The organism is Halorubrum trueperi, assembly GCF_042662525.1.
Classification (GTDB): Archaea; Halobacteriota; Halobacteria; order Halobacteriales; family Haloferacaceae; genus Halorubrum; species Halorubrum trueperi.
Map to the genome: position 1 here is coordinate 86153 of NZ_JBHSXI010000006.1, position 26193 is coordinate 112345.

The window sequence follows — 26193 nt, forward strand, 5'->3', positions numbered from 1 at the left end:
GCGCCGGCGACGCGCCGGCAACGCGCCGGGGGCTCCGGGACCGACCCGTTTAATCGGCGGCCCCGATTGTGACCTCGTATGAACCACTTCCCGGAGTTCGAGGTGATCCCGGCCGTCGACGTGCAGGACGGCGAGGTCGTCCAGCTGGTCGGCGGCGAGCGCGGCACCGGCAAGCGGTACGGTGACCCGGTCGAGGCGGCGGCGCGCTGGATCGACGAGGGTGCCGAGACGCTCCACCTCGTCGACCTCGACGGCGCGTTCGAGGGCGAGCGCGTCAACGCCGCCGCGATCGAGGCGGTGGTCGACCGCGTCGACCGCGTCGACGACGAAATCGGCCTCCAGCTCGGCGGCGGCATCCGCACCGCCCAGGGCGCGCGCGACCTCCTCGATCTGGGTCTCGATCGGGTGATCCTCGGGACGGCGGCGGTCGAGACGCCCGAGATCGTCGCGGCGATCGACGAGACGCATCCGGGCAGCGTCGTCGTCAGCCTCGACGCGAAGGACGGCGAGGTTGTCGTCAGCGGCTGGACCGAGGGGACCGGGCTCGACCCGGCCGAGGCCGCGAGCCGGTACGAGCAGTTGGGCGCGGGCGCGGTCCTCTTCACGAACGTCGACGTCGAGGGACAATTGGAGGGGATCGACCGCGAGGCGGTCGCGGCCGTGGTCGACGCGGTCGAGATCCCGGTCATCGCCTCCGGCGGCGTCGCGAGCGTCTCCGACGTGGTCGCCCTGAAGGAGTCAGGCGCGGCCGCGGTCGTGGTCGGAACCGCCCTCTACGAGGGCGCGTTCACGCTGCGAGAGGCGCAGGCGGCGGCGGACGCGGTGTGAGGGAGGCGGACGCGGCGTGAGGGAGGCGGACGCGACGTGAGGGAGGCAGCGGAACGGCGATGACGCCGTTCCACCCGCAATTCCCTTAAGAGCCCCCGCCGAGAGTCTGGTATGAGCGAGCACGACCGCGTCGCGGCGGTATCCCGCGAGACGAGCGAGACGACGATCGACCTCACCCTCGCGATCGACGGCGACGGCGAGAGCGAGGTGGACACCGGAATCGGCTTTTTCGATCACATGCTCGGATCGTTCGCCACGCACGGGCTGTTCGATCTGACGGTCGCGTGCGACGGCGACCTCGACATCGACGACCACCACACCGTCGAGGACGTGGCGATCTGTCTGGGCGAGGCGTTCGACGAGGCGCTCGGCGACAAGCGCGGAATCCGGCGGTACGCAGACCGGCGGGTGCCCCTCGACGAGGCGGTCGCGAGCGTCGTCGTCGACGTGGCGGGCCGCCCCTACTACGAGTTCTCCGGCGAGTTCTCACAGGAGTCGGTCGGCGCGTTCACGAGCGTCATGGCCGACCACTTCGCCATGTCGCTGGCTCACAACGCCGGGCTCACGCTCCACGCCGGAATCGAGAGCGGCGACAACGCCCACCACGAGGTCGAGGCGTTGTTCAAGGCGCTCGCGCGAGCGCTCGACGACGCCACGCGCCTCGACGACCGTCGGAGCGACACGCCGAGCACCAAGGGCGAACTGTGACGGCCGCAGCGGCGGCGTCGAAGGCGGGCGCGTAGATCGCCTCTTCCCGCTCGGCTCATTCACTCCGATCGCGGTCAATACAGGAGCTGCGATGAGCCATTCCGGGAGTACGTGTGTCTATTCGGAGGAGTGGCTGTTTATAAGTGAACGAGTGGTGTCGCTGGCGGCTGTTTATATATCGTTGCTGACGCGGTGAATCGTTGTGTTTCTGGCGTAGAGTGTTTATAAGTGATTGTTGATAACGCGGCGAACACCTCCAAAGCCCCAGCCACGAGGCGGGCGCACGCTCGCTGTGCTCCTCGTCACTCGCTTCGCTCGTTCCTGCGGTGTCGCCGGCGCTCCGCGCCGGCTTCAAGAGGGACCTTCGGTCCCTCCCTGCTTACGTCGTCATCAGAACGCGAAGCGTTCTGATTGGCTCACGAGAGCGCCGCTCTCGTGAACGCCTGCGTCCGCCTCGCGGCTGCCCCTTTGAGCCCCACCCCGCACAGCACTGCACCTCACACCTCCCCAACCTCGCCGCGGCCGCTTATAAGCGGCCGCGGGCTCCCTCGCGGGCTCCTCGCGCTCGCTTCAAAGCGAGCGCTCGGAGGCACGCCACCGCACCGCTCGTTCATTTATAACCAGCCGTCGCTTCCACGCTCACCTCTTTTAAATACCACGTCGCTATCGGGCTCTACTATACCCACTCTCGGTATCAATCACAAGTATCGTTCGGCGACGAGTGACTTAGTGCCGGCTCACTCGCCGTCGGCGCTTGCGAGAAACTCGATGTCGCCGGCGATGACGGCGCTCGCGATGACGGCCGCGCCGACCACTAGCGCGACGACGAGCGTCGTCAGCGCCACCGCGAGCGCGCTCCCGCCGATGCTGGCACCCACGAAAGCGCCGACCGAGCCGCCCACCCCGCCGGCGATGATCGCGAGCGTCTTCGCCTCGCTCATTGGTGTCGATTCACCAACACGGTTCTTAAGCGTTCGCGTCGGGTTATCACCCGAGAGAACCGGCTCACTGCGGGTATCGCTGCTCGAGATCGAGCCCGTCGCCGTCGGCCGACTCCTCTCCGCCCGGACTCACGCTTCCGGTTCGGTAGCCGGCCATGTCGAGGGTGACGTACTCGAAGCCGAGATCCGTGAGATGCTCGTGGACGGCGTCGGCGAACGCCGGATCGAGCGCGCGCTCCAGTTCGTCCGGCGCGATCTCGACGCGCGCGAGCCCGTCGTGGTCGCGGACGCGGAACCCCTCGAATCCCCACTCGCGGAGCACCCGCTCGGCCTTCTCGACGCGGGTCAGTCGCGCTTCGGTCACTTCCAGCCCGGTCGGGATCCGCGAGGAGAGACACGCCATCGACGGCTTGTCGGCGACGGACAGGTCGTACGCGTCGGCGATCTCGCGGACCTCGTCCTTCGCGATGTCGGCGTCCAACAGCGGCGAGAACACGTCTAGCTCCTCGACCGCGCGCAGCCCGGGCCGGTGCCCCTCGCCGGGGTCGTCCGCGTTCGTGCCGTCGCAGACCGTGTCGATCCCGAGGTCCTTGGCCGCCTCGTACATCCGACCGAGCCGCATCGTCCGGCAGTGGTAACAGCGGTCGCCGTCGTTGGCGACGAAGTTCGGATCGTCGAGCTCCGAGAAGGTGACCGTCTCGTGGCGGATCCCGATCTCCTCGGCCACCCGGGTCGCGTCGTCGAGCTCCGCGGCCGGGAGCGTCTCGCTGCGGGCGGTGCACGCGACCGCGTCGTCGCCGAGCGCGTCGCGCGCGAGCGCCGCGACGACCGAGGAATCGACCCCGCCGGAGAAGGCGACGAGGACCCCGTCGCGCTCGCCGAGGGCGTCGCGGGCGGATCGCGCCTTCGCCGCCGTCTCGGGGGAGAGTTCGACTCCGTCGACGGCGAGCGTGTCCTGGCTCATGGCCCCGCGTTCGCGGTCGGCGGGAAAAAGCGCGTCGGCCGCGGTCGCGGTCGCGGCCGCCCGCCGACCCCCTATCCTTTTGCGCGTCGCCGAAATACCCGCGGGTAGATGGATCTGGAGGCGATCCCCGGCGTCGGCGCGAAGACGGCCGCGGCGCTGCGCGAGCTCGACGATCCTGTCGCGACCGTCGAGTCCGGTGACGTCGCCGCGATCGCGCGCGCTCCGGGCGTTAACGAGGCCCGCGCGGCCAGAATCGCCCGCGGCGCGATCCGCCGTCAACACGACGACGCGGGGCGCGTGCTGGCGACCGACCGCGCTCGCGAGGTGTACCGCGACGCGATCGACCTGCTGCGCGAGCGCACCGTCACCGACTACGCCGCGAAGCGCCTAGAGACGTTCTACCCGAGCGCGTCGGCCTCGCGGATCGCGGAGGCGCAGTCGTTCGTCGCGGCCGCGGTCGAGCGCGACCCCGACCCCGCGGTCCGCGAGGCGCTCGCGGGCGTCGACCCCCTGACCGACCCGCCCGCGGTTCGGGTGCGCGACCGGTGTCTCGCCAGCGGCGACGCCGAGACGCTCGCCCGCGCCGAGTCGGCCGTTCCCGAGCTGTCGGTCGAGACTGTCGAAGACACCCGCGATATCTCCGAGCTCGCGCGGTCGTACGCGACCGTGGTCGTTCTCGACGAGGAGTTCGCCGGGCTCGACGTTGAGGGTGACGTCCACGTCCGCCCCGACGCCCTCGAAACGCCTGCGGAGACGGTGCCGGAACGACTGCTCTCCTTTTTCGCCGCGAACCGCGAGCGATTGGAGGCGGCCGCGGCGGTCCACGAGGCGGCGGATCTCGCTCCCGCCGCCGACCTCGGAGCGCTGCGGGACGCCCTCGCGCGGCTCGACGACGACGGCACGATCGTCGGCGACGACGAACTGGAGCGCCTCACCGCCGCGGTCGACGACCTCGACGCCGCGGTGTCGACCGCGGAGTCCGTCGCCGACGACCGCCTGCGGGAGGCGATCCGCGAGCGCGACGTGACAATCGAGGGGACCGACTTCCTCTCGCTCGTCGAGCAGGGCGCGCGCGTCGATTCGCTATTGGACCGCGAACTCGCCGACGAGTACGACGAGGCGATGGCGCGCGCCCGCGAGCACGTCGCCGACGCGCTGCGGCTGGAGCCCGAGGAGGCGGAGCTCGCCGACCGGATCTTCGGCGACGACCCCTCGTTCCCGGTCGATCACGACGAGACCGCCGTCTCTCGGCTCAGCACCGAGCTGACAGCCGCGCGCGACCGGCGGGCGGCCCGGCTGAAGTCGGAGCTGGCGACGGACCTCGGCGAGCTCCGGGAGCCGGTCGAGGACTTGGTACGCGACGCGCTCGAACTCGACGTCGAACTCGCGATCGCGCGGTTCGCGCGCGACTTCGACTGCGTGTTACCCGAGGTGGTCGAACCAGACGCAGACGCGAACGCGGACGGCGAATCCGCAACTCACGCGCCCGGCTTCCGTATCGAAGGCGGTCGCTCCCCGCTCCTCGACGTCGACTTCGACGACGTGGAGCCGATCGACTACGCCGTCTCGGGGGCGACGCTCCTCTCGGGGGTCAACTCCGGCGGGAAGACCTCCACCTTGGACCTGGTCGCCCTGATCGTCGTGCTCGCGCAGATGGGGATGCCCGTCCCCGCCGAGTCGGCCACCGTCGAGCGCTTCGAGGAGATCCACTACTACGCGAAATCGCAGGGAACCCTCGACGCCGGCGCGTTCGAGGCGACGCTCCGGGACTTCGGCGATCTCGTCGAGGGCGCGGACGGTCGGCTCGTCCTCGTCGACGAACTGGAATCGATCACGGAGCCGGGCGCGTCCGCGAAGATCATCGCGGGCATCCTGGAGGCGCTCGACGGCCAGGACGCCACCGCGGTCTTCGTCTCCCACCTGGCCCGCGAGATCCGCGACGCCGCCGACTTCGACGTCGCCGTCGACGGGATCGAGGCGGCCGGGCTCGTCGACGGCGAACTGCGGGTGAATCGATCGCCCCGGAAGGGGCACCTCGCGCGGTCGACGCCGGAGCTCATCGTCGAGAAGCTCGCCGGCGACCGCGACACCGAGTTCTACGGGGATCTACTGGAGAAGTTCTGAGTGGAGGAGCGGTCTCCGGCCGGGGACGTCGCTCGACCTCAGTCGTCGCGGAGCTCTGCCGCGACCGCGATCTCGACGTCGAGCGGCGCGGGAAGCCGAGACACCTCGACGCAGGTCCTGGCCGGGTACGGCTCCGAGAGGAACGACCGGTACGCCTCGTTCACCGCGTCGTAGTCGTCCATGTCCGTGAGGTAGACAGTCGCCGTCACGATCGCGTCCGCGGTCGTGCCGGCCGCCTCCAGTATCGCGGCGACGTTCGCGAGCGTCTGCGTCGTCTGTTCGGCCACCGACTCGGGGGCCTCGCCGGTGTCGGGATCCACGCCCGTCTTTCCCGACACGTGGACCGTGTCGCCGGAGACGATCCCCTGCGAGTACGGCCCGAGAGCCTCCGGCACGTCGTCGGTCGTGATCGCTTGCATCGGTCGGAACGATGGCGTGCCACGGCATCAAGGTGCGGGTCGCGTGGACGGACGCGCGATCGGGATGCTCCGTGGCGACGGGACGCCCCTCAGTCGTCGTTCGCGATCGCCGGCTTCCGTCGTTCGTCGCGCGGTCCGGCGATATCGACATCCGGGAGCAGGTCGCGCAGGTACCGTCCCGTGTGTGACCCGTCGTCGCGGGCCACCTCCTCGGGGGTCCCGCTCGCGACCAACTGCCCGCCGCCCTCACCGCCCTCGGGACCGAGGTCGATGACGCGGTCGGCGTTCTTCACGAGGTCGAGTTCGTGTTCGATCACGACCGCCGTGTTGCCGCCGTCGACGAGCCGGTGGAGCACGTCGATCAGCTTGCGCTCGTCCTCCTTGTGTAACCCCGTCGTCGGCTCGTCGAGCAGGTAGAGGGTGCCGCCGGTCGCCTTCTTGCCGAGCTCCTCGGCGAGCTTCACGCGCTGGGCCTCCCCGCCGGAGAGGGTGGTGGAGGGCTGACCCAGCTCCATGTAGCCGAGCCCGACGTCCTTGAGGAGCTTCAGGCGGCGCTGGAGGCCCTGGTGGCTCTCGAAGAAGTCGTACGCCTCCTCGACGCTCATGTCGAGCACGTCCGAGATGGTCGCGCCCTTGTACTCCACGTCGAGCGTCTCGTCGTTGTAGCGCGCGCCGCCGCACTGCTCGCAGGGGACGTACACGTCGGACAGGAAGTTCATCTCGATCTTGACGGTCCCCTGGCCGCCGCACTCCTCGCAGCGGCCGCCCTTCACGTTGAAGGAGAACCGGCCCTTCTCGTAGCCGCGCCGCTTCGAGAGCTTGGTCTCCGCGAACAGCTCGCGGACGTAATCGAACACGTCGGTGTACGTCGCGGGGTTCGAGCGCGGCGTCCGACCGATCGGCGACTGGTCGATGAGCCGCACGGTCTCGATCTGTCCCATCTCTTCGATCGAGTCGTGCTCCCCCGGATCGACCGAGGTGTTGTCGTTCATCTCGCGGACGAGTCCCTTATAAATCACGTCGTGGACCAGCGTCGACTTCCCGGACCCGGAGACGCCGGTGACGGCGGTCAGCGTGCCGAGCGGGATCGGCACGTCCAGGTCAGTCAAGTTGTGCTGCCGAGCGCCCCGAACAACGAGCTCCCCGTCGGATTCGCGGCGCTCCTCCGGGACCGGAATCGACTCCCGCCCTGCGAGGTAGTCGGCGGTGACCGAGTCGTCGGCCGCGACGATGTCGTCGAAGTCGCCCTGCGCGACGACCTCGCCGCCGCGCTTGCCCGGGCCGGGGCCCATGTCGATCACGTGGTCGGCCCGACGCATCGTCTCCTCGTCGTGCTCGACGACCACGAGGGTGTTACCCAGGTCGCGCAGCCCGGTGAGCGTGTCGAGCAGGCGGTCGTTGTCGCGCTGGTGGAGCCCGATCGACGGCTCGTCGAGGACGTAGAGGACGCCGACGAGTCCCGACCCGACCTGCGTCGCGAGCCGGATGCGCTGGCTCTCGCCGCCGGAGAGCGTCGACGCCTCCCGATCGAGCGTGAGGTACTCCAAGCCGACCTCCTCCATGAAGCCGAGCCGCGCGCGGATCTCCTTCAATATCTCCGTCGCGATAGTCGTCTCACGCTCCGAGAGCGACTCCTCCATCCCCTCGAAGTGTGCGCGAGCGTCGGCGATCGACAGCCGGTTCACCTCGGTGATTGGCGTCCCGTCGACGAGGACATGCCTCGACTGCGTTTTCAGGCGGGTCCCTTCACAGTCCGGACAGGTCGTCACGGCCATGAACTCCTCGATGTGGTCGCGCGCGCGCTCGGAGTCGGTCTCGACGTGCCGGCGCTCCAGGTTCGGAATGACGCCCTCGAACCGCTCGGTCTTCTCGCGGGTGCCGTTCTTCGTCGTCCACTCGAAGTGGACGAGCTCGTCGGTGCCGTAGAGGAACTGTCGCCGAATCGTCTCATCCAGCTCCTCGAAGGGGGTCGACAGCGAGACGCCGAAGTGGTCGGCGACGTTGTCGAGCTGGCGGGAGTAGTAGGTTCGGTCGTAGCTCCACGGCTCGAAGACGTCCTTGAGGGGTTTCGAGGGGTCTTCGATCACGAGATCCTCGTCGACCTCCTTCGTCGAGCCGATCCCCTCGCACTCGGGACAGGCACCGTACGGGCTGTTAAAGGAGAACGAGCGGGTCTCGATCTCGGAGAACTGGAAGTCGGAGTTAGGGTTGCCGAGCTCCTCGGAAAACTCCACGACGAGCCGGTCGTCGCCCTCCGCGTCAGCCGACAGCGACCCGGTCGATCGCGTGTTGGAGGCGAAGGGCACGTCGTCCGGCGGGTCCGGGACGATCAGTTTGAGCGCGCCGCCGGCCTCCTCTAGGGCGGTCTCGACGGAGTCGGTGATCCGCGATCTGGCGTCGGGGGCCACCCGAACCCGGTCGACGATCACGTCGATCGTGTGGTCGTAATTCTGGTCGAGATTGGGGTCGTCCAAGGTCAGGTCGACGGGCTCGCCGTCGACCTCGACGCGGGCATACCCGTCGCCGACGAGTTCCTCGAACAGCTCCTCGAACGCGCCCTTCTGATCGCGGACGACCGGCGCGGCGATCTTCGAGCGCGTCCCCTCGGGCAGTTCGAGGATCTGTGCGACCATGTCCTGGGCGGACTGCTCGCCCACCTCTTCGCCGGTGACGGGATCGTACTGGGTGCCGATCCGGGCGTACAGCAGCCGGAGGTAGTCGTGCAGTTCGGTGACGGTCCCCACGGTCGAGCGGGGGTTGTTCGCGGCGTTCTTCTGGTCGATGGATATCGCGGGCGAGAGCCCCTCGACGGCCTCCACCTGCGGTTTGTCCATCTGTCCGAGGAAGTTGCGGGCGTACGCCGACAGCGACTCGATGTACCGCCGCTGTCCCTCGGCGTAGACGGTGTCGAACGCGAGCGACGACTTCCCCGACCCGGAGAGCCCGGTGACGACGGTGAACTCCTCCCGGGGGATCCGGACGTCGAGGTCCTTGAGGTTGTGTTCCTCGGCTCCGCGGACCTCGATGTAGTCCTTGCTCATCTCGTCAGTCCGTAGCGGGCGCGCGCGGGAATACTCGTCGGTCTCGGCGGTCTCTCGTCGTTCTCGGTACCCAGGATTTGGCTGTCGACCGGAGCCGTCGTGCGCGCGGACGGACACCGAAGCTCCTCTCAGCGCTCGGTGGCCTTCACCGCCCGCCGGCCTTCAGCGCCCGACTATCTCGGAGGGCGGCGAGAGGTTCCGCCGACCGCCGAACGTGACGACGAAGAGGACGCCGACGCCCACGCCGTACGCCGCCATCAGGGGAATCGTCGCGAGGAACATCGTGATCACGTCCGCGGGGGTGAACACCGCCGCGAACAGCATGACTCCGACGGTGACCTCGCGCCAGCGACCGCGGAAGACGCGGTACGGGACGCCGGCGTTGTTCAACAGCAGCATCGCGATCGGGATGTCGGCGAGGAAGCCGATCCCGATCGTCGTGTAGATGACGAGCCAGAGGAAGTCGCTCACCTGATAGGTGATGATCATGTTCGCCAGTTCGGCGTCGGTGACGAGCCACCCGATGAGTCCGGGCGCGATGTACGCGTAGCCGAGCGCGAAGCCGCCGATCAGGCCGGCGAACAGCGCGCCCGTCCAGAGGTACACCTGGTAGATCCGGCCGGCGACGAACCCGCGCTCGCGCAGGGCGGGCCAGGCGTAATAGAGGAGGACGGGGAACACGGCGACGATTCCGAGCAACACGGAGAACTTCACCATGAAGATAAGCGCCTCGACGGGGTGAAGCGTGATGATGTTGATCCCGCCGCCGACCTCCGCGGGGACGCGCGATTCGAGGTCGTTGCGCACAGCCGCGAGCCCGCCGAGGTACAGCCACGTGAACGCGGCCGCCATCACGCCGCCGAAGACGGCGACGAGCCGGAACGACCGCGACCGCAGCGAGTCGAAGATGAACTTGAGGTCTCTGTAGTACCCGCCGATATCGTCTTCGGCCTCGTCTTCGTTGCCGTCGGTGAGTTCGGAGAGGAACGTCGAACTCGCTCGCGACGTGCGGTTCTGCATCGATCCCATGAGGCCGCCGTCGCCGCCCTGGCCACCTTGGCCGTCGCCGCCCTGGCCGCTGTCGCCGCCCTGGCCGCCGGAATCGGCCGCGTTCGCGTCTTCGTCGGGGCTCCCGTCCGCTCCGTCCTCGCCCTCGCTCACCTCGTCGTGCCGGTCGAGGATCGCCTGCGCCTTCTCGGGGTCGTCGTCGTCGATCGCGGCTTGCGCGAGCGCGAGCGACTCCCCTTCGTCCATCTCAGCGAAGGCGTCGTCCGGGGCCGCCCGGACGCCGGCGGCGTCGAGTTCGCTCACGTCGACCGCGGTCGGATCGCCGTACTGATATCCCGCACTCGTCGTGTCGAGGTCGGCGTAAACGGCCCACAGCGTTGCGACGGCGACGAACACGAGCGCCCAAACGGCGGCGTAGACCCCGGCACCGGCGGTCGGGTCGACGCCGAGACCCGCGCCGGGTTCGAGGAACCGCCAGTCGCTGTTGACCAGGCGGAGAAGGCTGTTGACGGCGGTTCGGCCGCCGTACTCGTAGAAGCCGTAGACGAGCCCGCCGCCGAGGACCGCCGCGCCGCCGACGACGTTCCAGTGGTTTCGCGCGGCACCGAGCACGTCGATGCGGTCGGAACTCCGCTGGGCCGTGACGACGAGCTTCGCGAGGTAGAGGCTGAAGCCGTACAAGGCGATCAGCGGGAACGCCCACATCAGTTGGGTGAAGGGGTCCGGCGGCGAGAACACCGCCCCGAAGACGAAGATGGCGACGACCGCGTAGCGCCACTTGTCGCGGAACGTCTCGTACTGGACGATTCCGGAGTACGACAGCCCGGTGATCAAAAGCGGCATCTGCCCGGCGAGCCCGAACGACAGCGAGAGGAAGACGATGAACTCCGTCCACATTACGATGGAGTAGGTGGGCTGAATACCGGCCTCAAGCCCGAATCCGGCCAAAAAGGAGAACATGATCGGGAAGAACGCGTAGACGCCGTACGCGACACCGACGCCGAACAGCCCGCCGCCGAGCAGGAGTATCCCGGCGAGCTTCCACCGCGGGATCGGCGACTGCGGCCACATACCGCGAGCGCGCAGCTCGCCCCGGGAGACGTAGATCAACGGCGGGATCGCGGTGATCGCGCCGACGATCAGTCCGATCTTGGCCTGGAGGAGGATGACCTCGAACGGGGTCGTCGCGATGACGTCGGCCTCCGCGGCGACCGCGGGCGACATGTTCGCTTTCGTGATACCGTAGAGGAAGTCCCAGACGTACACGCGGAGCGCCCAGAACGTCGCGAGGAAGCCCAACAGGAAGACGATGAACACCTTCTGGAGGTCCTTCTGTATCGACCGAAGGAACGCCTTCGCCGACTCGCGCCCCTCCGCGAGCGACTGCTGGGTATCCTCGTCGAGGGCACTCGCCATACGCGAGTCGAGGTCCGTCCCCGTTATCAACCTTTTCTACCGAGTTCGCGTCCCGTGTGCTCGGGCGACGCTCGCCGCCATCCGAAAAGGCCTATAGTCGCCCGGTTTCCTAGAAGAAGTGAATGGACGACTCGGACCGGTCGCGCGACGAACCCTTGGCCCCTGCGGACGACTCGGTCGACGACGGGACGGTCGACAGCGACGACATCGCCGCGGACGACGCGGCGGGTGACAGCGCCGACGCCGAGAACAGCGCCGGGGACGACGACTGCTCGCGGAACGTCCAGGCCGACGCTGACTCCGAGGCCAACGCTGACTTCGAGGCCGACGCTGACTCCGGGGCCGGCGGTTCGGACGCGGACGAGCACGGGAAGAGCGGATCGAAGGGGGACGACGGCGGTGACGAGGACGATTCGACCGAATCCTCGGCGACGTGGTACACCGAGAGCCACATCGAAAGCGAGGTTGACACGGACGACGGCGAGAGCGACAAGAGCGACGGGGCCGACGAGTCAGAAGACGGTGAGGACGGCGATGGTGACGACGACGACGGCCAGACCGAGGCGGACGACGGCGAGGACGGACAGGGCGACGCCGACGGCGAGGCGGACGACGGCGAGAGCGATGAGGCCGACGAGGATGACGATGCCGACAAACCGGTAGCCGAGGGCGACGCCGACATCGGTGACGACGAACCGTTCGCCGGCGTCGACGGGCCGGAGACGGACGAGGAGATGCCGCTGGCGGATCACATCGAGGAGATGATGCGACGGCTCGCCGTCGTGTTCGTCTTCGGTGGGCTGGCGACGCTCGTCGTCGTGACGGAGTCGACGGAGCTCATCAACTACTTCTGGAGCTACCACATCCCCGCGCCGATGGAGAACCGACCGCGACTGTACGGCCCCCTCGAACTCCCCCTCACGCGGCTGAAGGTCGCCGGGCTCGCGGGCGTCGTCGTCGGGCTCCCCGCGTTCGTCTACCAGACGTACCGGTTCATGAAACCGGGGCTCTACGCCAACGAGCGGCGGTACTACCTCGCGGCGGTGCCGACGAGCCTCGTGCTCGGCGGGATCGGCATCGCGTTCGCACACTTCCTCGTGTTGCCCGCGATCTTCTCGTATTTCACCACCTACACCTCCGACGCGGCGACGATCGCGTTCGGCCTCGCGGAGACGTTCAACCTGATCGTCATCATGCTCGCGTTCATGGCGATCGTCTTCCAGATCCCGCTTTTCATCATGCTCGCGATCATGATGAACATCGTCACCCGCCAGTGGCTGGAGGCGAAGCGGCTGCTCTTCTGGGGAGGATTCCTCGGGATCGCCTTCCTCTTCAGTCCCGACCCGACCGGGATGGCACCGATCATCGTGACGCTCACCATGATCGTGCTGTACGAGGGGACGCTGGCGATCCTGCGCTGGACCGGGAACTAGATCGATACGACGTTTTTGAGATCCATATCAGTTAAAGAGAATTCCTGTCAACGACTGGTTAGCTACTGAGACATCCGTCATTATAGAAAACAAATAGTTTTAGATATGGTCAGATCATCAAACATTATCCACAGAGTAATCTGAAATCTCTTTTCTGTGATCTATCCAACAATTAATACGGTTATTTGGCTCTGAATTGAAACTCTCGGTAGCTGATACATATTGCTCCGGTCGCGGTCAATACAGTATGTCTTTATACCGAACGACGGTTCAGCGGCCTTGGCGACTCCTTGAAGGGATCTTTTCGTAGTAATCGGTGACGCCGCGACTGATCGCTGTGCTTGCGACCTCTTCACTTCCCTTGCCGGTGAAGAGGATGAACGGAGTCTCCGAGTGTGATTCTTGAACCACTTCCAAGAACTCTAATCCGTCCGCTTTCGGCATATCGTAATCGCTAACGACGCAATCGATGCCGTTCTTCTGTAGTTGGTTGAGTCCGTCTTCAACAGATGTCTCTGTAACAATCTCGAACGTCTCATCTTCGCGTTCAAGAACTTCCTTGACGAGCCCGCTCAAATCAGGCTCATCGTCAACGTGGAGGATGTGAGTTATCTCTTCGGGCATAGTGAATATTACCATCAAATGGTCTTGGTGTTCAGACACCGTGTCTCAATATCATACATTAAAAATGTTGGAATACAGCTGTTTCCCTTTGACTTTGGAGAACTCATTCGCTTCGATTGGAGTATCTCTGACTCCACTAAGCCGCTCACCGTGCTGACCGCACTGTGGAAAAGTGTCGCCTACAGAGTATTTCAACAGAGCCGCCCTGGCGTATTCGCCTTGGCTGCTGGTAAAACTCAATGTTGATATTTTGAGCGGAAGTCATTTCTGTTCATTTGAGAGAGTAACGTGTGTCAAAGACGATACTCTCAGCGGGCACCGCCAGACTATTCGGGACTCATTTGTCCGCCCGGAATTCTGCCGCCACACACATTGGGATACAGTCGGGATATGCCTCCCCCGCCGCACTTGGTTTAGAAGATAAAAGGAAACGAACAAACGATGAAATACTCGGATCTGCTTTCTAAAGTCAGCGTTCTCATTCTCGAAGAAGATGACGTCCAACGAGATTTGTTTTCACAGTGGATACCAACTGTCTCGACGAAGATAGTCGCAGAATCAGAGGATGTTTTCCACGAATTCGATTCAAGCGTAGCCTTAGTCATCCTCTCCCAAACGGCGCTTAACGACGAGGAGTCCGAAATTCAGAGGTATATTTTGTCACGGAACCCTTCCTGTCAGATGGTGTTAATCACTTCGTCAGCACTAGACGAGGCGTTCTATGAAGAAGAGTATGATGCGACAATCACACAACCCATTTCTAAACAAGAATTTACAACGTTGATTGAAAAACGCCTGCGATACGGGATTTATAGCGCGCTTATCGAGGAGTTCTACGCGTTGAATTCCCGATTGCTTACGCTTGAACGAGGTGATTCAGACGATGGTGATGACGAGCTCAAGAAAACAATCCAAGCTCGCATCCAGAAAGTGGAGATCCCCATCCAGCATATCGGGTCAACAATTAACCACGAGGATACTCAAGAGTTACTCAAAAGTCTCAGTTTACACAAAGAGTTCCTGAATAGCCCATCGAACGACAAAGAATCTCCTGCTAGATCGAAGTTCCTCCCGGACCAATGTCCGAATTGTTCCCTTACTTGGAGCGTTGATCACGGCAACCAGCTTGGACAGGGGTATACAAAAATGGGAGCGAACGTTTGGAAATGTGCAGACTGTGGCTATACCGTCCATAGTTATAATGCGAGTAATCGATATATCTCTTGATCGCGAGACGAAGTGACGCTATATTCCCTTTACTAAGCGGAAGTAGAGGAGAACGTATCACAATATGAGGATTTCAACAGACCGGTTATTTATATATTGATGATGGCAGGCTAAAGCCCCAATCGGCTCCAGTCGAAGGGCTCGCTGCGCTCCTCAGCCGCTCGTTCCACTCGCTCCTTGTGGTGCTTGCATCTCCCGTCTTCCCGGAGCCGACTGCCCCTTTGAGTCCCACCTGCACAGCACCACACCGCAGCCTCACACCTCCCCAGCCTCGCGGATCGGCGCTTATAAGCGCCGGTCCGGCTCCAGCGAGAATCGAAGATTCTCTGGCAGCGAGGGACACAGTCCCTCGGGCAACCGGGCTTCGTCCGGTGACAGCCGGCGCACAGCGCCGGCGACCTCGCGGGCTCTCGCCGGCGGCTTTGCCGCCGGCTGTCAGAGGGACCGAAGGTCACTCCCTACTCGTGCTCGCTTATAAGCGAGCGCTCGGAGGCGCGCCACCGCATATCTGTTTATAAATAGTCCCGCAACCTCACGAATCCCGATCCGCTCTCACTCCCCACCGAGCAGTTCGACGAGCAGTGCGTTCTGCGCGTGCATCCGGTTTTCCGCCTGGTCCCAGACGAGGGCGCGGTCGGATTCGAGAACGTCGTCGGTGATCTCCTCGCCGCGGTGCGCGGGCAGACAGTGCATCACCTTCGCGTCGGTGCCGGCCAGGAGCTCCTGATTCACCTGGAAGCCGTCGAAGGCGGCGAGCTTCTCGTGCCGCTCGTCTTCCTGCCCCATCGAGATCCAGACGTCGGTGTAAACGACGTCCGCGCCGTCGATCGCGGCCGCAGGGTCCGTCGTCGACTCGACGTCCGCGCCGAACGCGGCCGCGCGGTCGAAGACGGCTGGGTCCATCCCGTAGTCGGCGGGGGTCGCGACCGCGACGTCGATCCCGGCCATCGCCGCGCCGACGACGAACGACTGCCCGACGTTGTTGCCGTCGCCGACCCACGCGACCGTTGCGTCTTCGCCGACCGTCTCGCGGATCGTGAGGAGGTCGGCGAGCGTCTGGCAGGGGTGCGCCTCGTCGGTGAGTCCGTTGATCACGGGGCAGTCGGCGTACTCGGCGAGCACCTCGACGTCTCCGTGGTCGAACAGTCGCGCCATCACCCCGTCGACGTACCGGCCGAGCACGCGTGCGGTGTCGCGCAGCGGCTCGCCGTGACCGAGCTGAATGTCGTCCGGGCCGAGGAACATCGCGTGACCCCCGAGGCGAGTCATCCCCGTCTCGAAGGAGACGCGGGTACGCGTCGAGGGCTTCTCGAAGATCATCCCGAGCGTCGCGTCCTCCAGTCGGGGATCCGTCTCGCCCGCCTTCATCACGGCGGCGCGGTCGAGCAGGGCGTCCAGTTCGGCTGGCGTCACGTCATCGATGTCGAGGAAGTCGTCGGTGGCGAGTGGCATTGTGTGTGGTGTGAAGGTGAGTCGTGTGATATCGTTCGAAAACGGTCGCGTGTTCGGGTAACGTGGCGTTACAGTCGCTTCCGACAGACGTCGGTCAGGACGGTCACGGCGCGGTCCAGTTCGGAGAGCGGGAGTCGCTCGTCCGGCGCGTGGTCCAAGTCGGAGTTTCCGGGGCCATAGGTGACCATCGGGCAGTCCCACGCGGCCGCGAAGAGATTCATGTCGCTCGTGCCGGTCTTCCGAAGCAGGCGCACGTCGCCGCCCGCGCCGCGGATCGCGACGCGGAACGCCCGTGCCAGCTCCGTCCGGGGGCTCTCCATCACGGGCGGCATCGGGTCGCCCCAGTGGACCGACCCGGTCGAGAGCTCCGTCTCCGCGAGCTCGTGGATCTCGTCGACCGGACGGGAGGGTGGGATCCGCAGCTGGACTTCCATCGTCGTCTCCACGGCGAGCCCGTCGTCGCTCAGCCCGCCGTCGATTGAGATGGGCTTGGTCGTCACTTGGTCGAACACCGCGGTCTCCGGGTCCTCGGGGGTGAACGTTTCCTCGACCCCGTGCCACCAGTTGATCGCGTGCTGGATCGCGTTCGATTCCGGCCGCGAGGAGTGGCCCGACTCGCTCGTGTTCACGTACGTCCCCTCCAGCAGTCCGCGGTACCCCAGCGTGATCCCCGTCCAGCCGGAGGGTTCGCCGTTGATCACCGCCTCCGGCGCGTCGCGGTCGTCGATGAGGTGGCGCGCGCCGCCGGAGTCGACCTCCTCGCGGACGACGCCCGCGAAGGAGACGCCCGTCTTCACCGCCGCGACCGCCATCGCGACGAGGGGTCCCGTCGCGTCGACCGTCCCGCGGCCCCACAACACGGGTTCGCCGGGCTCGCCGACGCGGATCTCGGACGGGTCCGGCAGCTCTCCTTCCGGCGGTGCCGCCCGCACCTCGACCGGGATGTCGCCCGGGACCGTGTCGATGTGCGAGGTCAGGAGGACCGCGTCGCTTGCGGGCGCGCGGACGTTCCCGGCCTCGTCGATCCACGCTTCGCGGCCGTTGGCCTCGAAGAAGTCGACGAGTCGCTTCGCGGCCTGCTCCTCCTCGCCGGAGGGGGAGGGGATGGAGACCATGTCGTACAGCAGCTTCCGGGCCGGGGTGTCGCAGGCCTCGGGGTAGCCCCCGCCGGCGACGACGTCGGTCCCGGCCTCGGCCGATTCGCTCTCTACCGTCCCCTCCGCATCGCTCGCTGACGCCTCGTCCGCGTCGCGCCCCTTCCCCGTCGACATCACCCGATCACCTCTTCGAGCGCGTCGACGACCGCATCGGCGTGCTCGCGCTCGATCGAAAGCGGCGGGAGCAGGCGTAACACGGTACGACCCGCCGGCAGCGCGAGCACCTGGTGATCGATCGCCAGATCGCGCAGGAGGCGGTTCGAGCCGCGTTTCACCTCAATGCCGATCAACAGTCCGTCGCCGCGGACGTCGCGGACGTCGTCGCCGAGGCGGTCGCGGATCTCGCCGCGGAGGTACGACCCCATCTCGTCGGCGTGTGCCGGGAGGTCCTCGCGCTCGATCACGTCGAGCGTCGCTCCCGCCGCGGCCGACACGACCGGGCCGCCGGAGAACGTCGAACCGTGGTTTCCGGCGTCCTCGGCGATCCAGTCGCGACACAGCGTCGCGCCCATCGGGAGCCCGCTGGCGAGCCCCTTCGCGGTCGTGAGCACGTCGGGCACCACGCCGTGACGCTCCGCGGCCCACAGTGAGCCGGTGCGGCCGAGGCCGGTCTGGATTTCGTCGAGGACCATCGCGGCCCCCGCCTCCGCCGTCGCGTCCCGGACCGCCTGCAGGTACTCGGTGGAGGCCGGATTAATCCCGCCCTCGCCCTGCAGGGGTTCGAGGATGACCGCGGCGGTCTCTTCGTCGACCGCCTCGCGCATCGCTTCGCCGTCGCCGTACTCGACGAACTCCACGCCGCCGGCGAGCGGTTCGAACCCCTGTTTGTACTTCTCTTTCCAGGTGGTCGCGAGCGCGCCCATCGTCCGGCCATGAAAGCCCTGCGTCGTCGCGACGATCTTCTCGCGGCCCGTCGCGTGCCGGGCGAACTTCAGCGCGGCCTCGTTGGCCTCCGTCCCGGAGTTACAGAGCCAGACGTTGTCGACGTCGCTCGGTCCCGCCTCTGAAAGTTTCTCGTACAGCGCCGTCCGCGCCGCGTGCGGATACGACGCCTGTACGTACATGAGCTCCTTCAGCTGGCTCGTCGCGGCGTCGACGACCTCGGGGTGACAGTGCCCGACCGGGGTACACGCGTAGCTCGCACCGAAGTCGAGGTACTCGGTCCCGTTCGTGTCGGTGAGGTGGACGCCGTCGCCCGAGGCGATCTCGATCGGCTTCTCCGAGAAGACGAAGCCGCTCATGCGGTCTCACCCTCGGTTTCGGTCTGTTCTGCGATCGCAGCGCGCTCGATCGTCGTCCCCTCGCCGCCGAGCGCGGCGATGATGGGGTCATTGACGTTGGCGTCCGCGACGATCACGCGCCCGGAGCCGCCCGACAGCGCCTCCTTCGCGGCCATCACCTTCTTGCCCATGAACCCCTCGGCGGCGTCCTCGACCGCCGCGAGTTCGTCGGGCGTCGCCGCCGACGCGATGAGCGTGTCGGGGTCGTCGGGGTCCGCGTAGACGCCGGCCACGTCCGTCAGCAGGACGAGGTCGGCACCCAGCGCGCCGGCGACCGCGGCGGCCGCCCGATCCGCGTCCGTGTTGACGGGCGTGACGCCGCCGTCGCTCTCTTTTCCCTCCATCGGGGGCGAGACGACGGGGGTGTACCCGTCGGCGAGGAGGCCAGAGAGGAGGTCGGCGTTCACCGACTCGATCCGCCCGGAGTGCTCGCCGCGGCGGATCTTCTTCTTGCCGTCCTCGACCACGCGGATCGCGGACTTACGGGGCCCCGAGAGGAGCCCGCCGTCGACGCCGGAGAGGCCGACCGCGTCGACGCCGGCCTCGCGGAACAGCGCCGTCAACTCGGTGTTGAGCGTGCCGGCCATCGCCATCGTGAACGCTTCCATCGTCGCCGCGTCGGTGAACCGACCCGTGACGCCGGAGGCGGACTCGACGTACTCGGGCTCCATGCCGAGCCGCTCGATCGTCTCGTCGACGACCGTCGAGCCGCCGTGGACGACGACGACTCGCCGCCCGTTGGCGGTGAGGTGTGCGGCGTCGCCGACCGCGCCGGCCGGATCGACCGCCTTCGCGCCGCCGATCTTGACGACGACGGGCGGCTCGTCGGCAGGTGGGTCGTCGGCGAGTGACTCGTCTGCGGGTTCGTCGCCGGCGTCGGTCCGCTCCCCGCTCATGGCGATCCCACGGGGTGGAGCCCCTGGAACTCGAGACCCGCGGTCTCGGGCAGCCCGAGCGCGACGTTCGCCGCGTGGACGGCCTGCCCGGCGGATCCTTTCATCATGTTGTCGATCGCCGAGAAGACGACGATGCGGCGGTTGCCGGGATCGAGCTCGAAGCCGACCTCGCCGTAGTTCGTCCCGGCGACCGCCTTCGGCTCGGGGTAGCGGTAGACGCCGCCCCCGCCGGAGACGATCCGCATGAACGGCTCGTCTGCGTACGCACCGCGGTACGCCTGCCACAGATCCGCCTTCGAGACGGGCTCGTCGGGGAAGACGTGACAGGTCGCGCTCGCGCCGCGGACCATCTCGACCGCATGGACGGTGAAGGAGACGTCGAGCCCGAGGTACGCCTCGATCTCCGCCTCGTGGCGGTGGCCGGTCGGGGCGTACGGGCGGACGACGCCCGAGCGCTCCGGGTGCGAGGAGGCCGCGCCGCCGCCGGCACCGCCCTCCGAGGAGCCGACCTTCACGTCGACCACGACCTCGCCGCTGTCGGGACCGAGCGCGCCCGCGTCGACGAGCGGCTTCAATCCGAGCATCGTCGCGGTCGCGTTACAGCCGCCGCCGGCGATCAGATCCGCGCCGGGGAGGTTCTCGCGGTTGATCTCGGGAAGCGCGTACTCCGCGCGCTCCAGGTACTCGGGCGACGTGTGCCCGTCGTACCACTCGTCGTACAGTTCGGCCGCGGGAAGGCGGAAGTCCGCCGAGAGGTCGACGACCGCGTCCGCCGCCTCAAAGTACTCGTCGACCTGCCCCATCGAGACGCCGTGCGGCGTCGCCGAGAAGAGCACGTCGACCGATTCGAGGTCGTCGGGGTCCGAGAAGCGCAGGTCGAGCCCGCGCAGGTTCGGGTGCGACCGACCGACAGTCATGTTGTCCGCCGACCGCGACGTGGCCTGGACGACCTCGAAGTCGGGATGTCCCGAGAGGATCCGCAACAGTTCGCCTCCGGTGAAGCCGGTGCCACCGACGACGCTCGCGGTGTAGGTTTCGTCGCCGGTCACAATGCTGGTGTCGTCAGCCGCCTCGTCGGCCGCGTCGTCGGCACTCATGTGCGTGCCTCCGCGGCGTCGTCGTCCGCGGCGTTACTGGCGCTCGCGGCCTTCGCCTCCAGCCAGTCGACGACCTTCGCGGGCACGTCCACTTCGGTCGTCGAGTCGAGCGCCTTGAACTCGACCGTGTGGTTCACCTCGTGGACGGTGTACTCGCCGGAGCCCTCGCCGCCAACCTCCATCAGGTCGACGCCGAGCAGCCCGCCGCCGACCGCGTCGCTCGCGCGCTCGACGAGGTCGAGCGCTTCCACGTCCAGGTCGAACGACTTCGTCTCGCCGCCCCTGGCGGCGTTCGTGAGCCAGTGGTCGGACGTGCGCGTCATCGCGGCCACGGGCTCGCCGTCGACGGCCAGCGCGCGGATGTCGCGGCCGGGCTTGTCGACGAACTCCTGGACGTAGAACACCTTGTGCTCGTAGTGGCCGAGCGTCTCCTTGTGCTCTAAGATTGCCTCAGCGGCGTTCCGCGAGTCGATCTTCGCCATCAGCCGCCCCCACGACCCGACGACGGGCTTGAGCACGCAGGGGTAGCCGAACGACTCGATGGCCTCCATCGCGGACTCCTTCGTGAACGCGACCTCGGTCGCGGGCGTCGGAATGTCCGCCTCGGCGAGCGCGAGCGAGTTCTTCGCTTTATCGGCGCAGATGTCCCCCGTCTCGGGAGAATTCACCACGGGAACGCCGTAGCTGTCGAGGAACTCCGTCGCGTACAGCGACCGGCTCGTCGACAGGCAGCGGTCAACGACCAGGTCGAGGTCGTCGATGTTCGCGGTGGTCGATTCCAGCCCGAACCGCTCCTTGCGGACGTCGATCTTCTCGACTTCGTGGCCGCGTTCGCGCAGCTCGCCGAGCAGCAGCTTCTCGTCCTTCCGGATCCGGGAGTAGAGGATCCCTACGTGCATGTCGACCACTCGCGTGTCGCGGCCGTGGCGGTCGTCGCCATCTACTCGCCCCAATCCTCCTCGAGTTCGGGCGCTTCCTCCAAGACGACGGGGTCGAGCGAGATGACCTCCAGTTCGGTCCCGGTGACCGGACTGTCGATAATCTCGCCGACCTCGACGTCGGCCGGAAGCTCGATCTCTTCGCCCGTGATCGGGTCCTCTGCCAGCACCGGATCTGTGTCGCTCGTCATCGTGGATCCGTGTCCGCGTCGAGAGCGCATAAAGGCTTCGAACTTATCGGATATTTTACACTAACCGAAGCGGCAGCTCATCGCGCAAAACCGGGACGAACCGCCCTCATTCCCGTTTCGTGTCAGAATCCAGCACGAACCTCGCCCCCTCGCGGGGACGGGACCGTTGCCGGCAGTCGTGGACCGACCGCCGGCAGCGACGATCGTCGCAACCGGTCCGGCTGCCGTCGTCGGTCAGACATACTCGGTCACCTCGGCGTCGAGGGCGGTCGCCGCGTCCGCGAGTGTCTCCCCGCGCGCCGCGACCGCCGTCCCGTCGGCGTCGAGGGCCGCTCGGCGCTCTTCGAGGTCGCGAGCGACCGCGTCGGGGGCCGGTCCGCCCGCGGAGTCGCGGCTCGCGACGCTGCGTTCGGGGTCCAGTACGGTCTCGACTTCCCCGCGGCTCACGTACGCCGAGAGGGCCTCGCCCGTCACCGTTCGAGCGGCCTCGTCAACTTTTGCGGCGGCCGCCGCCGGCGCGTCGTCGTCGCCGACGCGCTCGGCCGCGGTCGCGACGATCTCGTGGGCGGTCCGGAACGGCATTCCCCCCATCGCGAGCAAGTCGGCGACCCCGGTCGCCGTCGAGAAGCCGTCGCCCGCGGCGTCCGCGAGCGCCGCCTCGTTCCAGTCGGCGGTCGCGACCGCGCCCGCGGCGATCTCCGTCGCCTCCCGCACGTCGTCCGCGATTTCGAACACGCCAGCGTGGGCGCGCTGGAGGTCGCGGTTGTACGCGCGCGGGAGCCCCTTGAGCAGGCTCAACGTCCCCGTCGCCTCGCCGATCGCGTCGCCGGCGACCCCCCGGGTCAGCTCCAGCGTGTCCGGGTTCTTCTTCTGGGGCATGATCGAGGAAGTCGAGGCGTACGCGTCCGCCAGCTCCACGAACCCCTTGTTCGAGAAGACGATGAGGTCCTCGGCGACCCCCGACAGCGTCGTCGCGAGCGTCGCGCACGCGGTCGACGCCTCCGCGAGGAAGTCGCGCGCGGAGGCCGCGTCCATCGAGTTCCGGACCGTCCCGTCGAAGCCCAGCAGCTCCGCGGTCCGATCGCGGTCGATGTCGAACGGCGTCCCGGCGAACGCCGCCGCGCCGAGCGGCGACCGGTTGACGCGCCCGTACGCGTCGAGCAGGCGCGCGGTGTCGCGGGCGATCCCGCCCTCGTACGACAACAGGTAGTGCGCGACCGTCGTGGGCTGGGCCGGCTGCAGGTGGGTGTATCCAGGCATCACCGTCTCCGCGTGTTCGCTCGCCACGTCGACGAGCGCCTCGCGGAGCGTCAGGGTGGCCTCGGCGGCCGCGAGCAGGTCTCCGCGCAGGCGGTACCGGACGCAGGTCGCCACTTCGTCGTTGCGCGAGCGCGCGGTGTGCATCCGCCCGCCGTCCGGCCCGATCCGGTCGATGACGGCCGTCTCGATCGCCTCGTGGACGTCCTCGCCGTCGGGGAGCGCGCCGTGTCCGTCGGCCTCCACGTCTGCGAGCGCGGCGAGGATCTCCCCCGCAACCGCGTCGTCGACGATCCCCCGCTCGGCGAGCATGACCACGTGCGCGCGGTCGACCGCGAGGTCGGCCTCGAAGATGGCCTCGTCGGCCGCGAGACTCGACAAGAACGCGCGGGCGGGACCGCCGCTGAAGCGAGCGCGACGGCCGGCGGTCCCGCTCCCGCCGGCCGTCGCGCTCGCTTCAGCGTCGGCGTCAGTCGCCGTGTCGGGATCGTCGTCGGTCATTTAGTTCTCGTCGGAGCTATCAGCGCCGCCGTCCGTCGCGAGCTCCGGCTTCGAGACGCCTTCTTTCACGTCGTTGGCGAGGCGCTCTTGGAGCCCGTGGTACTTCGCGACGCCCGTCGCGTCCTCCTGGGCGATGCCGGCGACGTCCTCGGTGTTGAACGAGGCCATCTCCTCGGAGTAGACGGCGTACTCGGAGTCGCGAGCGACGACGCGGCAGTTACCGCCCGAGACCTTCACGGTCGCCGTACCGGTCACGACGTCCTGCGTCTCGTCGACGAAGGCGTTCAGCGCGTCGACCACGGGCGCGAACACGAGCCCCTGGTACGCCTTCTCGGACCACTCCTGTTCGATCCCCTTCTTGAACGAGCGCTCGTTCTTGGTGAGGACGAGGTCTTCGAGCGCTTGGTGGGCTGTGAGCAGAACGGTCGCGGCCGGGTGCTCGTAGTTCTCGCGCACCTTCAGGCCGAGCATGCGGTCTTCCATCACGTCGGTGCGACCGATGCCGTAGCCGCCGGCGTACTCGTTGAGGTGCTGGATCAGCGGGACGGGATCCATCGCCTCGCCGTCGACGGCGACGGGGACGCCCTCCTCGAAGGCGACCTCGATGGTCGTCTCGCCCTCCGGCTCCGCGGTCCACTCGTAGATGTCCTCCGGCGGCTCGTAGTTCGGGTTCTCCAGCTTTCCGCCCTCGACCGCGCGCGACCAAATGTTCTCGTCGATGGACCAGACGCCGCCGTCGCCGGCCTCGACGGGAAGTTCCTTCTCCGCGGCGTAGTCGATCTCCCACTCGCGGGTGAGTCCGAGCTCGCGGACGGGTGCGATCACTTCGAGGTCGGAGCCGCGCCAGACGGCCTCGAACCGGAGCTGGTCGTTGCCCTTGCCCGTGCAGCCGTGCGCGATGGCATCACAGCCCTGCTCTTCGGCGACCCCGAGGATCGCCTCCGCGATAACGGGGCGCGCGAGGGCGGTCCCGAGCGGGTAGCCTTGGTACGTGGCGTTCGTCTTCACCGCGTCGAAACACAGCTCCGCGAACTCCGCTTTCGCGTCGACGACGTGGAGATCGAGCCCCAGCGCGTCGGCGGTCTCCTCGGCCTCGTCGAACTCCTCCGTCGGCTGACCGACGTCGACGTTGACGCCGATGACCTCGTCGTAGCCGTACTCCTCTTTCAGTAGCGGTACGCAGACCGTGGTGTCGAGTCCCCCGCTGAACGCGAGTGCAACGCTTGCCATTACCGGAGTAAAATGGTCCCTCTCCCTTATATTCACCGGTTTTAGTATTGGAAGGAACACGCGTCGGCGACGCTATCGAGGGACGGAGCTACCACTCTCGGGAACGGAACGGCGCGAACGCGACGAGGAGAAAATTACTGGCCTCGGGGGGCCGGTCGTCGCGCCGCGCCGGAAGCCGGTCGCGGCGGTCGGACGCCTCGTCGCGGTCGCGGGGCTCGTCGGCCTCGGAAGAGGGCGGCGTCGAGACGAGCCTCCGCGCACATTACCAGCATCTAGCCCCGTTTCAGTATAAAAACATTCCGTAACTCCGCCGTGAACGCGCGCCACTCCGCTTCATCGAAATCTTCGCCCGCCCCTTCGATAGCGAGAGCAGGTATTGCAGACTGTCGCCGGCGACTGGGGCTTGGAGGCGTTCTCCGCGCTGTCAACAGCAATGAGGTCATCAGGTATAACTAATCAACGGCAGAGACACAGCGATTCACCACGCCGTCAACGATATATAAACAGCCGCCGGAAACGCCGCTCGCTCACTTATAAACAACCACACCAAGAATCGATATGCCCACTCCCGAAACCGGTCACACCGCGAAGTCAAATCGAGCGCGACGGTCGATCAGAGATCGTCGAGATCGAACTTCCAGAGGCCGACGAGCGGCGGTGCGAGCGTCCAGAACACGAGCATCGACGCGGCCGATATCTGCTGATTGAGCGTCTCGCCCGAGAACAGCTGCTCGCTCAGGAACGCGTTCGTCAGTACCTCAACGCCCGTCGTCGGGTTCGCGACTTCGAGGAACGTCCGGATCTGCGCCGTCGAGGCCGGCAGCGGATCCACCAGCGCGCCCGCAGCGTTCAGCACCTGCCCGGTGAGTGCGCCCCACAGCATCACGAACAGGACGTAGATCGCGACGCCGCCGATCAGCGCGCGGCGCTGCGTCGAGGCCGCGGCCGAGCAGCCGACCGCGATGGCGACGAAGACGATTCCGAGGATCGCGGCGAAGACCGTGTATCCGAGGTACGACCCGGCGTTGAACGTCACGGGCGCAGCGATCAACACGACGGCGGGCAGGAGGAACCCGGTGAACACCGCGAGCGACAGCGCGGCACCCCGGCCGGCCACCTTCCCGAAGACGACGTCCGCCCGCGAGTGCGGCAGCGACAGAAGCAGCTTCAGGGACCCGGACTGTCGCTCGCCGCTCACGGCGTTGTAGCCGACGACGACGCCCACGAGCGGGACGAGCGTCGTCACCAGGAACGGCCCGACGAAGTAACTCAACAGCACCTCGGTCGCGAACTGCTCGCCGCCCTGACCGCCCGGTCTGACGACGTACGCGAACGTCGCGACGAGCAGCGAGAACAGCCCAACCAGGATCAACATTCCTCGCGCACGCATCGCGTCCTGGAAGTCCTTCTCCGCGATGGCGACGAGGCTCATCGACTCACCTCCTCGGCGTCGACGCCGGC

At 66.9% G+C, this 26193-nt stretch carries 21 protein-coding genes; 5 read left to right on the forward strand and 16 right to left on the reverse strand.

The genetic code is table 11. The features are described 5' to 3' along the window. Positions 1-78: 78 nt before the first annotated feature. Together hisA and hisB are read left to right on the forward strand one after the other, a co-directional pair. Positions 79-828: a 1-(5-phosphoribosyl)-5-[(5-phosphoribosylamino)methylideneamino]imidazole-4-carboxamide isomerase gene (gene hisA / locus ACFQEY_RS06330; protein ID WP_379765998.1), complete on the forward strand. Its 750-nt coding sequence runs from the start codon at positions 79-81 to the stop codon at positions 826-828. 111 nt (positions 829-939) lie between these two features. Beyond that, positions 940-1536, forward strand: coding sequence for an imidazoleglycerol-phosphate dehydratase HisB (gene hisB / locus ACFQEY_RS06335; RefSeq protein ID WP_379766001.1), 597 nt, complete (start codon positions 940-942; stop codon positions 1534-1536). A 737-nt stretch (positions 1537-2273) separates the two neighbouring features. Here hisB and ACFQEY_RS06340 read toward each other — a convergent pair. After that, entirely contained in the window at positions 2274-2477 is a 204-nt protein-coding gene (locus ACFQEY_RS06340; RefSeq protein WP_379766004.1) for a hypothetical protein, read from the reverse strand. 64 nt (positions 2478-2541) lie between these two features. Further along, entirely contained in the window at positions 2542-3441 is a 900-nt protein-coding gene (gene larE / locus ACFQEY_RS06345) for an ATP-dependent sacrificial sulfur transferase LarE (protein ID WP_379766007.1), read from the reverse strand. Between the two features lie 108 nt (positions 3442-3549). Here larE and ACFQEY_RS06350 point away from each other — a divergent pair, with 108 nt between their 5' ends. Next, positions 3550-5565, forward strand: a complete 2016-nt coding sequence (locus tag ACFQEY_RS06350; protein WP_379766010.1) for a MutS-related protein — start codon at positions 3550-3552, stop codon at positions 5563-5565. A gap of 38 nt (positions 5566-5603) precedes the next feature. Here ACFQEY_RS06350 and ACFQEY_RS06355 read toward each other — a convergent pair whose 3' ends face one another. The 3 genes from ACFQEY_RS06355 to ACFQEY_RS06365 all read right to left on the reverse strand — a co-directional run bounded on the left by ACFQEY_RS06355 (position 5604) and on the right by ACFQEY_RS06365 (position 11449). Continuing rightward, on the reverse strand, positions 5604-5984 hold the full coding sequence (locus tag ACFQEY_RS06355) for a RidA family protein (RefSeq protein WP_379766013.1): 381 nt from the start codon (positions 5982-5984) through the stop codon (positions 5604-5606). Between the two features lie 89 nt (positions 5985-6073). Next, a complete protein-coding gene (gene uvrA, locus ACFQEY_RS06360) occupies positions 6074-9025 on the reverse strand; it encodes an excinuclease ABC subunit UvrA (RefSeq protein ID WP_379766016.1) in 2952 nt (983 codons plus the stop codon). Between the two features lie 162 nt (positions 9026-9187). Continuing rightward, positions 9188-11449, reverse strand: coding sequence for a twin-arginine translocase subunit TatC (locus tag ACFQEY_RS06365; RefSeq protein ID WP_379766019.1), 2262 nt, complete (start codon positions 11447-11449; stop codon positions 9188-9190). A gap of 122 nt (positions 11450-11571) precedes the next feature. Between ACFQEY_RS06365 and tatC the strand changes: the two genes are divergently transcribed. Then, the gene (gene tatC, locus ACFQEY_RS06370) at positions 11572-12882 is read left to right on the forward strand and encodes a twin-arginine translocase subunit TatC (protein ID WP_379766022.1); all 1311 of its coding nucleotides are present in this window, start codon (positions 11572-11574) and stop codon (positions 12880-12882) included. 270 nt (positions 12883-13152) lie between these two features. On the opposite strand, the gene ACFQEY_RS06375 is transcribed toward tatC, so the two are convergent. After that, positions 13153-13506, reverse strand: a complete 354-nt coding sequence (locus ACFQEY_RS06375; RefSeq protein WP_379766025.1) for a response regulator — start codon at positions 13504-13506, stop codon at positions 13153-13155. A gap of 441 nt (positions 13507-13947) precedes the next feature. Here ACFQEY_RS06375 and ACFQEY_RS06380 point away from each other — a divergent pair, with 441 nt between their 5' ends. Next, positions 13948-14733: a hypothetical protein gene (locus ACFQEY_RS06380; protein ID WP_379766028.1), complete on the forward strand. Its 786-nt coding sequence runs from the start codon at positions 13948-13950 to the stop codon at positions 14731-14733. 552 nt (positions 14734-15285) lie between these two features. Here the strand turns inward: ACFQEY_RS06380 and argF are convergent. The 10 genes from argF to ACFQEY_RS06430 form a co-directional block, all read right to left on the reverse strand. Further along, positions 15286-16185, reverse strand: a complete 900-nt coding sequence (gene argF / locus ACFQEY_RS06385) for an ornithine carbamoyltransferase (protein ID WP_379766030.1) — start codon at positions 16183-16185, stop codon at positions 15286-15288. Between the two features lie 68 nt (positions 16186-16253). Beyond that, complete coding sequence (locus tag ACFQEY_RS06390; RefSeq protein WP_379766033.1) at positions 16254-17456, reverse strand: [LysW]-lysine hydrolase; 1203 nt, start codon at positions 17454-17456, stop codon at positions 16254-16256. Further along, a complete protein-coding gene (locus tag ACFQEY_RS06395; RefSeq protein WP_379766036.1) occupies positions 17456-18583 on the reverse strand; it encodes an aspartate aminotransferase family protein in 1128 nt (375 codons plus the stop codon). Before ACFQEY_RS06395 ends, ACFQEY_RS06390 begins: the two co-directional genes overlap by 1 nt. After that, the gene (locus ACFQEY_RS06400) at positions 18580-19518 is read right to left on the reverse strand and encodes an acetylglutamate/acetylaminoadipate kinase (protein WP_379766039.1); all 939 of its coding nucleotides are present in this window, start codon (positions 19516-19518) and stop codon (positions 18580-18582) included. The genes ACFQEY_RS06395 and ACFQEY_RS06400 overlap by 4 nt, the downstream gene beginning before the upstream one ends. Continuing rightward, a complete protein-coding gene (gene argC / locus ACFQEY_RS06405; RefSeq protein WP_379766042.1) occupies positions 19515-20615 on the reverse strand; it encodes an N-acetyl-gamma-glutamyl-phosphate reductase in 1101 nt (366 codons plus the stop codon). The genes ACFQEY_RS06400 and argC overlap by 4 nt, the downstream gene beginning before the upstream one ends. Then, positions 20612-21514, reverse strand: coding sequence for a lysine biosynthesis protein LysX (gene lysX, locus ACFQEY_RS06410; protein ID WP_379766080.1), 903 nt, complete (start codon positions 21512-21514; stop codon positions 20612-20614). Before lysX ends, argC begins: the two co-directional genes overlap by 4 nt. A gap of 41 nt (positions 21515-21555) precedes the next feature. Further along, a complete protein-coding gene (gene lysW / locus ACFQEY_RS06415; protein ID WP_008001778.1) occupies positions 21556-21744 on the reverse strand; it encodes a lysine biosynthesis protein LysW in 189 nt (62 codons plus the stop codon). A gap of 234 nt (positions 21745-21978) precedes the next feature. After that, positions 21979-23502: an argininosuccinate lyase gene (gene argH, locus ACFQEY_RS06420; RefSeq protein ID WP_379766047.1), complete on the reverse strand. Its 1524-nt coding sequence runs from the start codon at positions 23500-23502 to the stop codon at positions 21979-21981. Beyond that, entirely contained in the window at positions 23503-24732 is a 1230-nt protein-coding gene (locus ACFQEY_RS06425) for an argininosuccinate synthase (protein ID WP_379766050.1), read from the reverse strand. It lies immediately after the preceding gene. A 613-nt stretch (positions 24733-25345) separates the two neighbouring features. Beyond that, complete coding sequence (locus ACFQEY_RS06430; protein WP_379766053.1) at positions 25346-26164, reverse strand: ABC transporter permease; 819 nt, start codon at positions 26162-26164, stop codon at positions 25346-25348. Positions 26165-26193 lie beyond the last annotated feature (29 nt).

Coding starts and splice junctions, on each gene's coding strand:
- hisA (WP_379765998.1), top strand. CDS start 79: ATGAACCACTTCCCGGAGTTCGAGGTGATCCCGGCCGTCGACGTGCAG.
- hisB (WP_379766001.1), top strand. CDS start 940: ATGAGCGAGCACGACCGCGTCGCGGCGGTATCCCGCGAGACGAGCGAG.
- ACFQEY_RS06340 (WP_379766004.1), bottom strand. CDS start 2,477: ATGAGCGAGGCGAAGACGCTCGCGATCATCGCCGGCGGGGTGGGCGGC.
- larE (WP_379766007.1), bottom strand. CDS start 3,441: ATGAGCCAGGACACGCTCGCCGTCGACGGAGTCGAACTCTCCCCCGAG.
- ACFQEY_RS06350 (WP_379766010.1), top strand. CDS start 3,550: ATGGATCTGGAGGCGATCCCCGGCGTCGGCGCGAAGACGGCCGCGGCG.
- ACFQEY_RS06355 (WP_379766013.1), bottom strand. CDS start 5,984: ATGCAAGCGATCACGACCGACGACGTGCCGGAGGCTCTCGGGCCGTAC.
- uvrA (WP_379766016.1), bottom strand. CDS start 9,025: ATGAGCAAGGACTACATCGAGGTCCGCGGAGCCGAGGAACACAACCTC.
- ACFQEY_RS06365 (WP_379766019.1), bottom strand. CDS start 11,449: ATGGCGAGTGCCCTCGACGAGGATACCCAGCAGTCGCTCGCGGAGGGG.
- tatC (WP_379766022.1), top strand. CDS start 11,572: ATGGACGACTCGGACCGGTCGCGCGACGAACCCTTGGCCCCTGCGGAC.
- ACFQEY_RS06375 (WP_379766025.1), bottom strand. CDS start 13,506: ATGCCCGAAGAGATAACTCACATCCTCCACGTTGACGATGAGCCTGAT.
- ACFQEY_RS06380 (WP_379766028.1), top strand. CDS start 13,948: ATGAAATACTCGGATCTGCTTTCTAAAGTCAGCGTTCTCATTCTCGAA.
- argF (WP_379766030.1), bottom strand. CDS start 16,185: ATGCCACTCGCCACCGACGACTTCCTCGACATCGATGACGTGACGCCA.
- ACFQEY_RS06390 (WP_379766033.1), bottom strand. CDS start 17,456: ATGTCGACGGGGAAGGGGCGCGACGCGGACGAGGCGTCAGCGAGCGAT.
- ACFQEY_RS06395 (WP_379766036.1), bottom strand. CDS start 18,583: ATGAGCGGCTTCGTCTTCTCGGAGAAGCCGATCGAGATCGCCTCGGGC.
- ACFQEY_RS06400 (WP_379766039.1), bottom strand. CDS start 19,518: ATGAGCGGGGAGCGGACCGACGCCGGCGACGAACCCGCAGACGAGTCA.
- argC (WP_379766042.1), bottom strand. CDS start 20,615: ATGAGTGCCGACGACGCGGCCGACGAGGCGGCTGACGACACCAGCATT.
- lysX (WP_379766080.1), bottom strand. CDS start 21,514: ATGCACGTAGGGATCCTCTACTCCCGGATCCGGAAGGACGAGAAGCTG.
- lysW (WP_008001778.1), bottom strand. CDS start 21,744: ATGACGAGCGACACAGATCCGGTGCTGGCAGAGGACCCGATCACGGGC.
- argH (WP_379766047.1), bottom strand. CDS start 23,502: ATGACCGACGACGATCCCGACACGGCGACTGACGCCGACGCTGAAGCG.
- ACFQEY_RS06425 (WP_379766050.1), bottom strand. CDS start 24,732: ATGGCAAGCGTTGCACTCGCGTTCAGCGGGGGACTCGACACCACGGTC.
- ACFQEY_RS06430 (WP_379766053.1), bottom strand. CDS start 26,164: ATGAGCCTCGTCGCCATCGCGGAGAAGGACTTCCAGGACGCGATGCGT.